Source organism: Methylocella tundrae (assembly GCF_901905185.1).
Taxonomy (GTDB): domain Bacteria; phylum Pseudomonadota; class Alphaproteobacteria; order Rhizobiales; family Beijerinckiaceae; genus Methylocapsa; species Methylocapsa tundrae.
Window position 1 is genome coordinate 1 of record NZ_CABFMQ020000094.1, and the last position, 12,365, is coordinate 12,365.

10 protein-coding genes and 1 pseudogene are annotated in these 12,365 nt (G+C 62.0%); 3 read left to right on the forward strand and 8 right to left on the reverse strand.

Going from position 1 to position 12,365, the window contains the following annotated elements:
* Together MPC4_RS14660 and rpmH are read right to left on the reverse strand one after the other, a co-directional pair.
* Window positions 1-310: pseudogene (locus MPC4_RS14660) on the reverse strand (membrane protein insertase YidC); the annotation flags it as partial.
* A gap of 61 nt (window positions 311-371) precedes the next feature.
* Window positions 372-506 (reverse strand): 50S ribosomal protein L34, encoded by a 135-nt coding sequence (gene rpmH / locus MPC4_RS14665; RefSeq protein ID WP_012590238.1) that lies wholly within the window; start codon window positions 504-506, stop codon window positions 372-374.
* A gap of 560 nt (window positions 507-1,066) precedes the next feature.
* Between rpmH and MPC4_RS14670 the strand changes: the two genes are divergently transcribed.
* The gene (locus tag MPC4_RS14670) at window positions 1,067-1,309 is read left to right on the forward strand and encodes a hypothetical protein (protein WP_134491113.1); all 243 of its coding nucleotides are present in this window, start codon (window positions 1,067-1,069) and stop codon (window positions 1,307-1,309) included.
* A 168-nt stretch (window positions 1,310-1,477) separates the two neighbouring features.
* Here the strand turns inward: MPC4_RS14670 and rpoD are convergent, their stop codons facing one another.
* A complete protein-coding gene (gene rpoD / locus MPC4_RS14675; protein WP_174513167.1) occupies window positions 1,478-3,529 on the reverse strand; it encodes an RNA polymerase sigma factor RpoD in 2,052 nt (683 codons plus the stop codon).
* A 448-nt stretch (window positions 3,530-3,977) separates the two neighbouring features.
* Window positions 3,978-5,936 (reverse strand): DNA primase, encoded by a 1,959-nt coding sequence (gene dnaG, locus MPC4_RS14680; protein ID WP_174513168.1) that lies wholly within the window; start codon window positions 5,934-5,936, stop codon window positions 3,978-3,980.
* A 378-nt stretch (window positions 5,937-6,314) separates the two neighbouring features.
* On the opposite strand from dnaG, the gene MPC4_RS14685 reads away from it, so the two are divergent.
* Complete coding sequence (locus MPC4_RS14685) at window positions 6,315-7,511, forward strand: acyltransferase family protein (RefSeq protein ID WP_174513169.1); 1,197 nt, start codon at window positions 6,315-6,317, stop codon at window positions 7,509-7,511.
* Between the two features lie 292 nt (window positions 7,512-7,803).
* Here MPC4_RS14685 and MPC4_RS14690 read toward each other — a convergent pair whose 3' ends face one another.
* The 3 genes from MPC4_RS14690 to MPC4_RS14700 all read right to left on the reverse strand — a co-directional run bounded on the left by MPC4_RS14690 (window position 7,804) and on the right by MPC4_RS14700 (window position 10,679).
* On the reverse strand, window positions 7,804-9,309 hold the full coding sequence (locus MPC4_RS14690; RefSeq protein WP_174513170.1) for a SulP family inorganic anion transporter: 1,506 nt from the start codon (window positions 9,307-9,309) through the stop codon (window positions 7,804-7,806).
* Window positions 9,310-9,388: 79 nt separating this feature from the next.
* A complete protein-coding gene (locus MPC4_RS14695) occupies window positions 9,389-10,060 on the reverse strand; it encodes a carbonic anhydrase (RefSeq protein ID WP_174513171.1) in 672 nt (223 codons plus the stop codon).
* Between the two features lie 202 nt (window positions 10,061-10,262).
* Window positions 10,263-10,679, reverse strand: coding sequence for a hypothetical protein (locus MPC4_RS14700; RefSeq protein WP_174513172.1), 417 nt, complete (start codon window positions 10,677-10,679; stop codon window positions 10,263-10,265).
* A gap of 268 nt (window positions 10,680-10,947) precedes the next feature.
* Here MPC4_RS14700 and panB point away from each other — a divergent pair, with 268 nt between their 5' ends.
* The gene (gene panB / locus MPC4_RS14705; RefSeq protein WP_174513173.1) at window positions 10,948-11,760 is read left to right on the forward strand and encodes a 3-methyl-2-oxobutanoate hydroxymethyltransferase; all 813 of its coding nucleotides are present in this window, start codon (window positions 10,948-10,950) and stop codon (window positions 11,758-11,760) included.
* Between the two features lie 3 nt (window positions 11,761-11,763).
* On the opposite strand, the gene MPC4_RS14710 is transcribed toward panB, so the two are convergent.
* Window positions 11,764-12,219: a GatB/YqeY domain-containing protein gene (locus MPC4_RS14710; RefSeq protein ID WP_174513174.1), complete on the reverse strand. Its 456-nt coding sequence runs from the start codon at window positions 12,217-12,219 to the stop codon at window positions 11,764-11,766.
* Window positions 12,220-12,365: the final 146 nt, after the last annotated feature.

The window sequence follows — 12,365 nt, forward strand, 5'->3', positions numbered from 1 at the left end:
CGCCCTTCAGCGCCAGCGAGCCAAAAATCGCCGGCGTCTCGATTTTGACGCGCGGCGAATCAGCCAGCGCCTCAGCGCGGGTTTGCGGCGCCGCGGCGTCAAGCGCGGAGAGATCGCGCGAAACCGCATCCTGCGGCGCGCCGGCGGTCGAGGGTGAAGAGGAGGGCGCGGCGCCCGGCGCCGTCTGCGCCTGCTGCTGCGGAAACTGCCGCGCCCGATCGGGCTTCGGCGCAAAGAAATAGCTCCAGCCAACGATCACAAGACACGACAGACCGATCGCAAGATAAAGATTCCGAGAATCCTTCGTCATATACTCGCCGCCTTGCCTCGTTGCTTTGAACAGCGCCGCCTCGCGCGGCCTCTGCAAAAACTCAGGCGGACAGTTTCTTGCGGCCGCGCGCGCGGCGCGCTGCGATGATGCGCCGCCCGCCCACAGTCGCCATCCGGGCGCGAAACCCATGCCGGCGTTTACGAACGAGCTTGCTCGGTTGATATGTCCGCTTCACTTCAAATGCTCCATCTCGAACAGGCGGGCGTCCAGACGCGCCGGCAAGCTTTGCGGCGCGCTGGCGACGGACCAGCTTCGCTGAACAGAACCGGCTGCTTCTGAAAGACGCCGCTGACGCGCATCAAGGGAGCCGGAAAATCGCGAGCCTTATAGGGGCCAGAAAGCACCGAAGTCAATTTAAGCAGAGCCTCGGCCGCAAGAGCTCCGGCGCGTCATCCGCCGCAAGCGCGACGTAACATATCGCGGTTCGCGGCGAAGATTGTTTTGACGGCGAACCGCGACCCGCCGCCCGGCCGGGCCGGCGCAGAGTCGCGGGGCGAAGTCCGTCTACCAAAGCAGACGAAATGACAGCCTTTGGCTCAAGCCATCTGGCCAAATGAAACGAAAATGGTACACATCATGTACTGCTGAAAAAACATACTCCGAAGCGCCGGTTCGGCGCTGATCTCCCTGATGGATGAGTGGGGCCGGCAGTCCCCGCAATAAAAACCGCAAGCAGTCTGAACGACCTCTTGCGCTAAATTGAAGACTAACGTTTCCAGCTACAAGGAGGATTTCATGCCTAAGCGCTTAATCACGGCTGCCCTCGTAACAGCCGCCGTCCTCTTCGCCCTCGCCGCCGAAGCCAAGCATGGCAAGATGATGAAAGTGGAAATGATCAAATCGCAGGAAGTCACGATGGCCGACGGCGGCAAGGCCACGGTCTATGTCGTGAAGATGGATGGCCACACGATGGTCGCCATCCCTGAGGACAAGATACCCGACGCGCTGCATCAGCAGCTCTTCACGGTCGGGCATTAACCGCGCGCGGTCTGACGCGAGGAGGCGCGACTCTCAGTCGCGCCATCAGCCTCTCGCCACGGACCCAGGCATGACACTGACGGACCACGAACGCCGCCGGGGCGTCGCTTGTGGTCCCTTCTGTTTGGCGCATAAACAGTTACGCAAGCGCCGGAGGGCGCTCATGCGTCAGTTGTCGAGGAAACTGCGCAGCTTGCGCGAGCGCGAGGGATGCTTCAGCTTGCGCAAGGCCTTGGCCTCGATCTGCCGGATGCGCTCGCGCGTCACGGAGAACTGCTGGCCGACCTCTTCCAGCGTGTGATCGGTGTTCATGCCGATGCCGAAGCGCATGCGCAGCACGCGCTCCTCGCGCGGCGTCAGCGAAGCGAGAACGCGCGTCGTGGTTTCGCGCAGGTTCGACTGAATCGCGGCGTCGATCGGCAAAATCGCGTTCTTGTCCTCGATGAAGTCGCCAAGATGCGAATCCTCCTCGTCACCGATCGGGGTCTCGAGCGAGATCGGCTCCTTTGCGATCTTCAGCACCTTGCGCACTTTTTCGAGCGGCATGGCAAGCTTTTCGGCGAGTTCCTCAGGCGTCGGCTCGCGCCCGATCTCATGCAGCATCTGCCGCGAGGTGCGCACGATCTTGTTGATCGTCTCGATCATATGGACCGGAATGCGGATCGTTCTTGCCTGATCGGCAATGCTGCGGGTGATCGCCTGCCTGATCCACCAGGTCGCATAGGTCGAGAATTTGTAGCCGCGACGGTACTCGAATTTATCGACGGCTTTCATCAGGCCGATATTGCCTTCCTGGATCAGGTCCAGGAACTGCAGGCCGCGATTGGTGTATTTCTTGGCGATGGAAATCACCAGGCGAAGGTTCGCCTCGACCATTTCCTTCTTGGCCTGCCGCGCCTCCCGCTCGCCCTTTTGCACCATATGGACGATCTTGCGGAATTCCTGAATTTCGAGACCCGTCTCGGTGGCGAGAGCGTGAATCTCGTTCAGGAGATCCTTGATCGCATCCTTCGCGCTGGCGACAAAATCCTTCCATCCGCGACCGCCAAGCTTTGAGACGCGCAGCAGCCACTTCGGATCGAGTTCGGAATTCTGATAATTCTTGAGAAAGTCCTCACGGGTGACGCCGCAGCCCTCGGCGAGCCGCAAAAGCCTGGTTTCAAGGCCGATCAGGCGCTTGTTGATGTCATAAAGCTGCTCGACCAGCGCCTCGATGCGGTTGGGGTTGAGCGAAAGCGATTTGACGTCGGTGACGATTTCCTTCTTGAGAGTCTTGTATTTGCGCTCCTGCGAGGGGCTCAGCGTCTCGTTCTTGAGCTTGTTCTCGACATTCTGGTCCTGTAGACGGCGCAGCTTCTTATAGGCGTCGGCGACGCGGTCGAAGGTGTCCAGGACCTTGGGCTTGAGTTCAGCCTCCATCGCGGAGAGCGAAACCGAGTTCTCCATATCGTCTTCTTCATCGAAGACGTCTTCGGGGATCGGCGGATCGACGCCTTCCTCGCCCGCCGGCCGGAGCCTTGCGGGCGGATTGAGAGGCGCCGTCGCCGGGGCCGCCTGCTGCTCGGCGAGGAGCTCCGCCGCTCCTGGCGCCGTCATGTCGATCTTCGGCGTGTTGCGCCCGTCAGGACCCGCATAGGTCGCTTCGAGGTCGATGATGTCGCGCAGCAGCACTTTGCTGTCGTTCAGTTCATCGCGCCAGATGATGATCGCCTGGAACGTCAGCGGGCTTTCGCACAGGCCGGCGATCATCGCCTCGCGTCCGGCCTCGATGCGTTTCGCGATGGCGATTTCGCCCTCTCGCGACAAAAGCTCGACGGAGCCCATTTCCCGCAGATACATGCGAACGGGATCGTCCGTGCGATCCGCCGGCTCCGACGAACGAATGGCGACGGCCTTCTGCTGAGCGACCTCGACGAGGTCGCCCCCTTCGGCCTCTTCCTCCTCGGCGGCTTCCTCGCCCTCGCCCTCTTCCTGGTCCTCCGTCTCGACGACATTGATGCCCATTTCGTTCAGCATCGCGAGAATGTCTTCGATCTGCTCGGAATTGACCTCTTCGGAGGGAAGCACGGCGTTCAATTCAGCATAAGTCACAAAGCCGCGCTTTTTCGCAGCCTTGATCATCCGCTTGACGGCGGCGTCGGATAGATCGAGCAGGGGGCTGTCGGCGGTCTCTACCGCACCGCCTTCCGCTTCGGTCTTCTCGTTATCCTTCTTCGCCATCCATGGCCTCCGCCGTTAAAAAACTCGACTGACGTTCAGTCAGCTCAGCCCGCTCCGGTTCCGAAGCCGGCGCACACATTCGATATCGCCTCGTCCGAGCGTCCCGTCGAATCGGCGTCTTTGGGACATAAAGCCAAGCCGCAGCCAGGAGGCCTTATTCAAAACCGCGATCAACCGCCCGGCAAAAACCGCACGCGGCGGCCCCGGCTCCGTTGGGCGTCAAGAACGTGACAGGCTTTGAAATCGCGATAACTCATCAGATTGTGAAGATGCGAAAATTCGTCAAGCCGAACGGACTGAATTCACCCGACTATTTGAAGTTGAGACCCTTGCGCGCAACCTCGCCCATCCTGAAAACGTGAGCGCGGCCCGCCGCGGCCGAACGTCGCCGTCCGGTGGTCGCCCGTCCTTCTACATGATCGGATTTGCGGGAGTCAAAGACCCGCCGTCACAATGTCCCCCCCGAGCGGCCAGACGATGCGCCAAACCCCTCAACCGTCGCCTCCGTCCCGCTCAGCGCGAGCAATTGCTCTTGAATGTCCATGAGACGCGCCAAGTTGGCGTCAGTCGCCTCTACGGCCAGGGCCATCTCGGCAATGTGAAGATCCTTATGTAGACTGCGGGCGCGGCGATGCAAGGTCAAGGCCTGCTTTAGAACTTCTTCGGCGTCGGCTTCGGCCGCGCCGGCCTTTACGTACCAGTGCGACGAATGCGCGGCCAAAGCGTCAAGCTTTCGCAGGATCGCCGAGAAGCCTGCGCCCTCGAGCGCTCCGCGAAGGCCGATTTCATCGAGAGCGCCTGAACCGGCGCAATCGAGCAGCCTGCCTCGCAAGGCTCCCGCCTCCGCATTGGCGAACTCGATCTCCGCGATCGCCTCGAGATGTCGCTCCAGAAGGCCGGGGTGGTTGAGCAGGATCAGAAGAATCAGAGCCTCGCGCGGCGGCAGGCTCGCTTTGTCGGCGCGAAAAAGCGGCGATTGCGAGAGGTTCATGCTCGCCCTCGGTGGCGACTGGTCCTTCGCCTCGCGCGAAAAGCCATCGCGCGAAAAGCCGGGGCGCGCCCCGAAGGCGCCATGCCGGCTCTGCCCTTCGCGCGGCCGGTTCTGCCCCTCCCGAGACTGAATCGGGCGCTGGCGCCGCTGGTCGAATAATCTGAAAAGGCGATCCTTGAAGTCCGCCTGATAATAGCGGCGCAGCGTCTCATCCTTGATTTCGCGCGCGATCTCGCCAAGGCGGCGCTCAAGCCCGGCGCGCCGCTCGGGCGTCGCAAGGTCCTGTCCTTCGGTTTCCCGCAGCCAGATCAGCTCGGCGAGCGGCAGCGCCCGCGACAACACATCCGTCATCGCCCCCGCGCCGCCGGACCGGATCAGATCGTCAGGGTCCTCGCCCTCCGGCAATAGCGCAAAACGCAGCGAACGGCCGGGCCCGATGAGGGGCAAGGCCATGTCGATCGCCCGATAGGCCGCCTTGCGCCCGGCTTTGTCGCCGTCGAAACAGAGGATCGGCTCTTCCGCCATTTTCCACAAAAGCTCGGCCTGATCCGGCGTCAGAGCCGTTCCGAGCGGCGCGACGGTCTCGGCAAGGCCGGCCGAGGCCATGGCGATGACGTCGACATAGCCTTCGACGACGATGACCTGCCCCGAGTCATGCGCCGCTTTGCGCGCCTGATGGTGATTGTAAAGCACGGCTCCCTTATGGAAGAGCGGGGTTTCCGGCGAATTCAGATATTTCGCGGCGACGTCCTTGGCGAGCGCGCGGCCGCCAAAAGCGATCGGCCGGCCGGAACGGTCGCAGATCGGAAACATGATGCGGTCGCGGAATCGATCGTAGGGGACGGCGATGTCCTCGCCGTGGATCAAAAGCCCGGCCTCGATCATGACCTCTTTTGGGACGCCCTTGGCGGCGAGGTGATCGCGCAGAGCGAATTTCTCCGGCAGCGAGAAGCCGAGCCGGAACTGCTTTTGCATTTTTTCCGCAAGGCCTCTTTGGGCCAGATACTCCCGCGCACGATGGCCGGACGATCCCTTCAGCTGAGCGGAAAAGTAATCCGCCGCCATATTCAGCGCCTCATGCAGCCCGGCCCGCTTTTGCTCCTGCGCGTCCGCTTCGGGCGAGAGCTGGGGAAGCGGCAGCCCCGCCTCCCCCGCGAGACGTTCGACGGCCTCGGGGAAGCTCAGCCCCTCCGTTTCCATGACAAAGTCGAAGATATTGCCGTTTTTCCCGGCCGACAGGTCGAACCACGCCATTTTCTGGTCATTGACGAAAAAGGATGGCGTCTTTTCCGTGTTGAAGGGTGAGAGCCCCTTCCATTCGCGGCCCGACCGCACCAGCTTCACGCGCCGGCGCACGACCTCGGAGACCGGGAGGCGGGCTTTGACGTCGTCGAGAAAGGAGGGCGGAAATCGCATGGGCGTTCTTCAAGATCCAGTGTCGCGGATGAGGCGGCTCCGCGCAACGCTCTTTCGCGCTTGTCCCGGCTATACACATGGCCCCTGACTTTTTCGCCTCGACGCCTCCGGCCCTGATTGAACGGATTTGCGCGGCTGAGCAAGCGGCCGCCTTCGAAAATCCGAGAGCGGACCATGCCGGCTGCTTCTCGTGGCCGACGTCATGACGGCGCGAATGAAAATTTAATTTAGAAAACACCTCCTTCAAATAGTCTTAAATCGTGTATTTCTTTCGGAAAATGCGAACAGGCATCCGCGCCTCATCCATTCAAAAAACAATAATATGCAACAATGGATCACCGTATCAAACTTCGTGGCGCGCGAGCTGAAAAAATCTTAATGGCATTACCTAACGAAGAAAAAGGCCACGTCCATTACATAGATGCGCTCAGGGGTCTGGCGTTTTTTCTTGTATTCTGGTTCCATGCAAGTAAGTCTATCGAAAACCTTCCGAATCTGCTCGGGGATATTCTGGGGCGGGGTTTTTCCGGCGTCCAACTGTTTTTTGTCGTCTCGGCGTTGACCCTTTTCAACTCCATGACAAATCGCACGAAGAACGACGCCGCGCCGCTAAGGGCCTATTTCATCCGCCGTCTCTGCCGCGTCGCGCCGATGTTTTGGTGCGCCATCGTTCTTTATGCCGTCGTTCTGGGTTTCGGACCAAGATGGGGAGCGCCGAACGGACTCGAAACACACGACATCGCCGTCGCGTCGCTTTTCCTGCATGGCTTCGACCCCGACGCCCTGAATAGCGTTGTTCCCGGCGGCTGGTCGGTGGCGGTCGAAATGCAATTCTACCTATTGCTGCCGCTGATCTTCGCTTGGGCTCGTACGCTGAAGCGCGCTGTTCTGCTCTTCGTTCTCTCTCTCGTGATCGCGATCGCGGCGTCCCCCGCGATCAAAGGCCTGGGCGCATGGCTCCTTCCCTCGGAGCCTCCAGGTTTAATGAGCCAGTTCGCTTATTTTTCCTTGCCCACGCAATTGCCGGTCTTTTTCTGTGGAATAATCCTCGGCCTTCTGATGGGAGCGGAACGCGCCAAACTGCGAAGAATTGAAGCCTGTTTGCCCGCCGGGCCGCGCAGTCGCGCAGCCATCGCCGTGGCCTTGGCCGTTCTCATCTGCTTACCGATGCGATGGACCGGCCGGGTCGAAATGATTGCTGGAATTCCGGGCCACATTGGTTATGGCGTCGCTTATGCGCTGCTCGTCTATGCGCTTGCGACCTTTCCGTTCAAGGGCCTCGTCAATCCGTTCTTCTGTTATGCCGGCAAAATTAGTTATAGCGGCTATCTGTTGCATATCTTTGTCATTGATAAAGCACAGGAATTTTTGTTGGGATTTCCGCAGTTCGAGGCGCTGTCGCCGCAAGTCCGGCTCGCGTTGCTGGGCTTCCCCGCCCTTGGCGTAACGATGCTTCTGGCGACGATCACCTATTGGTGCGTCGAACGGCCCGGCGTCGAACGGGGGCGGCGCTTCATACGCAAACTGTTCGGGCCCTCCCTCGCCGCCCCCGCCAGGGTCGCAGCGGTCGCGTAACGCGGTCGCCGGCGATTCTGCTCCGCTGCGCGCAGGATCCGCCGGAGGAGGCGCTCAGCGCCTCCTCCGGCGTCAACGCGCCCCAACCCGCCTTGAGGAGCGCTGCGATAATGCGCTCCTCAATAAGTTAGAGCATGATGTCGTCCGAAATCCGGGTTCCACTTTTCGGCGTCATGTCCCAGAGGATATTCCGATCAGATCGGTTCGATCTGATCGGCACGAATATGCTCAAGCTTTTGAATATGGAGCGATTTCTGATCGATCGAATGAATTCATTCGATCGGAAAGCGCACTAGGCGGCCTGCCTTGCGCCTTCCGTGCGGCTTTGCAGCGCCGGCCAATCCACGACAAGCGCGCAGCCGCGCGCGCCGGCGTTCTTGCCCCAGTCGCGTAAAAGTTCGAGCGCGGCGTGATCGATATGGGTCAGACGGTCGATGACGACATGCAGAACCGTATCGGCCGGCACTCTGTCGAGGGCGTTGGCCAACGCGGGAGCCTTGAGGAATGTCGCCGCGCCGTCGAGATGGAGCCTCGCTTCGCCGGGCTTGGGCGAATCGACGAGCCTGACGTCGAGCGCCGCGGAGCGCAGCGACAGCCGAAACAGCGACAGGGCGAAGCCGACCAGCACGCCGGTCAGCAGGTCGGTCGCGACGATCGCAATCGCCGTTGCGGCGTAAACGCCCATCGCGCCATAGCCATAGGCTCGAAGCTGGCGCAGATGGGCCGGGCTTAGCATCTTGAAGCCGGTATAGACGAGGATGCCCGCAAGACATGAGACCGGAATGGAGCGCAGGAGGCCGGGCGCGAGCAGGGCGAAAGCGAGAATCCAGGCGCCGTGCAGAATCGCGGACGCCCTCGTTTTCGCGCCAGCCTGAACATTGGCGGCGCTACGCACGATGACGCCGGTCATCGGCAGCGCGCCAAGCGCGCCGCAGATCGCGTTGCCGACGCCCTGGGCCGCGAGTTCGCGATCATATTGCGTGCGCGGGCCGTCGTGCATCCGGTCGACGGCGGCCGCCGACAGCAGCGTTTCCGCGCTGGCGATAAAGGCGAAGGCGAGGGCGGTGACGATGATCTTGGGATCGAGCCAGAAGGCGAGCGTCGAGAGTGAGACGAATTGCGCCGAATCGAACAGATTGGCGGGGATGTCGACATATTTGACGTCGAGCGAAAGCGCCTGCGCGAGACCCGCGATGACGACGACGGCGATGAGGGCGCCCGGCAGAGCCCGCAAAGCCGCCGGCCGCAGCTTCTCCCAGGCGAGCATAAGCCCGATCGTCGCCAATCCGAGAGACCCCGCGATCAGGCCATCGCCGGCTCCGGCGCCGAGCAGCGCCTCAGGAATCGCGAGAAGATTGTCGAGCCCGCTGGCGCGCGGCGCGGCGTCGACGAGGACATGCAATTGCGAGGCGACGATCAGAATGCCGATGCCGGCCAGCATGCCGTAGACGACCGCCGGCGAGGTCATACGGAACCATACGCCAACGCGGAAAAGGCCCGCGCCGATCTGAATGAGCCCGGCGAGCAGGACAACCGGGCCGAGGGCGGCGACGCCATGCGTGCGAACGAGCTCGAAGACGAGCACGGCGAGGCCCGCGGCCGGGCCGCTGACCTGGAGCGGCGAGCCGGCGAGAAAACCGACGACGAGGCCGCCCACGATGCCGGTGATGAGGCCGCTCGCGGCCGGCATGCCGGAGGCGATCGCAATGCCCATGCATAAGGGCAAAGCGACGAGAAAGACGACGACGGAGGCGAGAAGATCGTCCGCAAACGATCGGCGTGCAAAGAAAGCGCGCATGGCGAACCTTTCCAATGATAGAGAATGGGCGGTGGGGCGGCCCGGACGCCGGACCCGCCCCTTAACGTGAGCGCTGCGCTCAGCTCGCGGCGAGGGCGCCTTCGCGCCTCGGCCCATAGGGCTGCGATGGTTCGATCAGGCTGAACATGCGCGCGGCTGGGTCGAAGCTGCGCAGTTCCGCTTTGGCGATATCGTAGATCCAGCCGTGGATCTGGAGATCGCCGGAGACCAGCCTTGCAGCGACGATCGGCATCGTCCGCAAATGATCGAGCTGGGCCATCACATTTTCCTCGATCAGATGGGAGAGCTCATGGGACTGCGCGTTCGGATCGGCGCTGTGCTTGCGGTGGGCGACGATGTGGCGCGCCGTTTCGGCGTGTTTGAGCCACGCGGCCGTTGAGGGCTTGTCCTCAAGCTCGTGCGGGTGGGCGAGCGCCTTCATCGCGCCGCAGTCGGAATGGCCGCAAATCACGATGTGCCTGACCTTCAGCGCGCTCACCGCATATTCGATCGCGGCGGCCTCCCCGGTGACCTGCTGGCCATAGGGCGGAACGATGTTGCCGACATTGCGATAGACGAATAATTCGCCGAGCTCGCAGCAAAAGATCCGCTCCAGCAGGATGCGCGAATCCGAGCAGGTGATGATCATCGTATGCGGCGTCTGCGCTTTCGCGGCGCGCTCATAGGCGGCCCGCTGCGCGGGGAACACGGACTGTTGGAAGTGGTTGAAGCCTTCGATGAGACTTTCCATAGCGTTTTCTCGCTCGGGTAAGGGCGCGCGTCGGCTTGCGCGCGACGCAGTCGGCGCCCAGCTGAAATTTGGGAGGTCAAGGTCTTTTGAGACGCGCCGCGAGGGCTGGCGATGGCTTGCTCTTGCTCAACCTCTCGGCGTCAAGTGCAAGCGGCGTCGCGCGGCCTGAGCCGCCAAAAGCGGCGGCCGACTCGCGGCAGGATCAGGCGCGGGTTAGTGGGGGAGGGCGCAGCGGCGGATCATAGGCGCCAGATGTTGCGAGGCATGCGCGCGGGGGCCGAAGGCGAACGCAGCCGCCGCGGTGGCAGGAAAACGCGAAGAGCAAAGGGGTTGAGAAATCGGGGTGGGAGGCTCCGTCGTCGTCATCGGCGAAACGTTCCGACGCGAAGCCGTCCGAATGATCGGTCTCAGTCTCAATTCCCGTGTCGGCGCGGGCTTCCATGAAAGAACCCGGATCATGCGCGCTCGAGGCAATGGTCCCGAAGCTTGCGGAGAGGGGCTTGGCAAAACCGGCCTGCGCCGCCGATCCCGCAAGCACATGCGCGAAAAGGATCGCCAGAAGAGCAGGAATGAGCAAGCGAACGCCGCGCAGCCTTGGCTCGGCGACTTTCTCCCGCATCAGTAGAGGCAAGCGAAAATTAATCAAAATCAACCCTATGACGATACTGCCAAGGTATCATCGGATGGGCGGGGGCGGTAGTGCTGCACTGCACACATTTTTTTGAGGCGCATGTTGAGGGGACGCGCCCAAACGCCGGAGCGCGTCCGGGGCGCACGCGAATTTTGCACGAATAGTGTTCCGTCCATCGGATCGCTCCTATATATCGCGTCATCCCGAAGGCCGCCGGCGCCTCCCTGGCTCGCGGTCAATATGGAAGTGGCCGCCGATGAGCAAAACAGCGCGTTTTTTTGAGATGAAGCGGCGCGGCGCGCCGATCGCGGTGCTGACCGCTTATGATGCTCCGACGGCGCGCGCGCAGGCGGAGGCGGGGGTCGACCTGATCCTGGTCGGCGACAGCGTCGGCGCGAGCATGCTCGGCTACGAGAGCGAGCGTGACGTCACTTTGGCGGACATGCGCCATCATATAGCCGCCGTGCGCCGGGGCGCGCCCGAGGCTGTCGTCATCGGCGACCTGCCGTTCGGGAGCTATGATTCGCCCGGCGCGGCGGTCGCCAGCGCGCAAAGCCTGATCGAGGCTGGCGCCGATATTGTGAAATTCGAGGGCGCGCATCTTGCGATCGTCGAAGCGCTCGCGGGCGCCTCGATCGAGGTCTGCTGCCATCTTGGGCTCGAGCCGCAAAACCATCTTGAAAAGCGCGTCAAAGGCCGTTCGGCCACGGATGCGTCGAAGCTCCTGGCTGACGCGCTCGCGCTGGATGGCGCCGGCATGAAGCTGCTCGTGCTCGAAATGATCCCCGAAGAAGTCGCCGCCGAGGTGACTCGCGCGGTCAAGGCGCCAACGATTGGGATCGGCGCCGGGCGCAATACTGACGGTCAGGTTCTGGTCATTACGGATGTTCTGGGGTTTGGCCCAAAGAACTTCCGGCACAATCGGCGCTATCAGAATGTCGGCCAGATCATGGTCGACGCGGCGCGCGCCTATGTGCGCGATGTTCATGACGGTGATTTTCCCGCCGAGGAAAATCTGACGCATATGGCGCCGGAGGAGCTGGAGCTGTTTCTGCGCGTCAACGCGTGAGGTTCAGCCTGCTGGCCCAAGCTTTGCCTTGACGAGAGCGCTGGCCTTGCCGAAATCCATGCGGCCGGCGTATTTGGCTTTGAGCGCGGCGACGACCTTGCCCATATCCTTGATGGAGGCCGCGCCGGTCTCAGTGATGGCCTCAGTGATCGCCGCCTCAACGCCGGCCTCATCCATCGGCTCGGGCAAGAAACTCCGGATGATGACGATCTCCTCAGCCTCCTGGCCGGCGAGATCGGCGCGTCCGGCCTTCTCGTAGATCTCAAGCGATTCCTGCCGGCTCTTCACCATTTTCTGCAGCAAGGCGAGGATGTCGTCGTCGCCGACGCTCTTGCCCTGGCCTCTCGCTTCGATGTCCTTATCCTTCAGCGCCGCCGTGATCATGCGGATGGTGTCGACGCGCCGCCTTTCTCCGGCCTTCATCGCTAGCTTCAACTGACTCGTGAATTGTTCGCGCATCGCTGGTCCTTTTCTTTTTGAGCCTATGACGCGGCTGGCGACGGCTCATTTTCGCCGCCAGAATCATGCGTCAAACCAATGACATAAGGAGCGCGATCGCTATCTGGCGAAGCGCCCGCGCCTTGCTAAAGAATTGACGCAAGCCG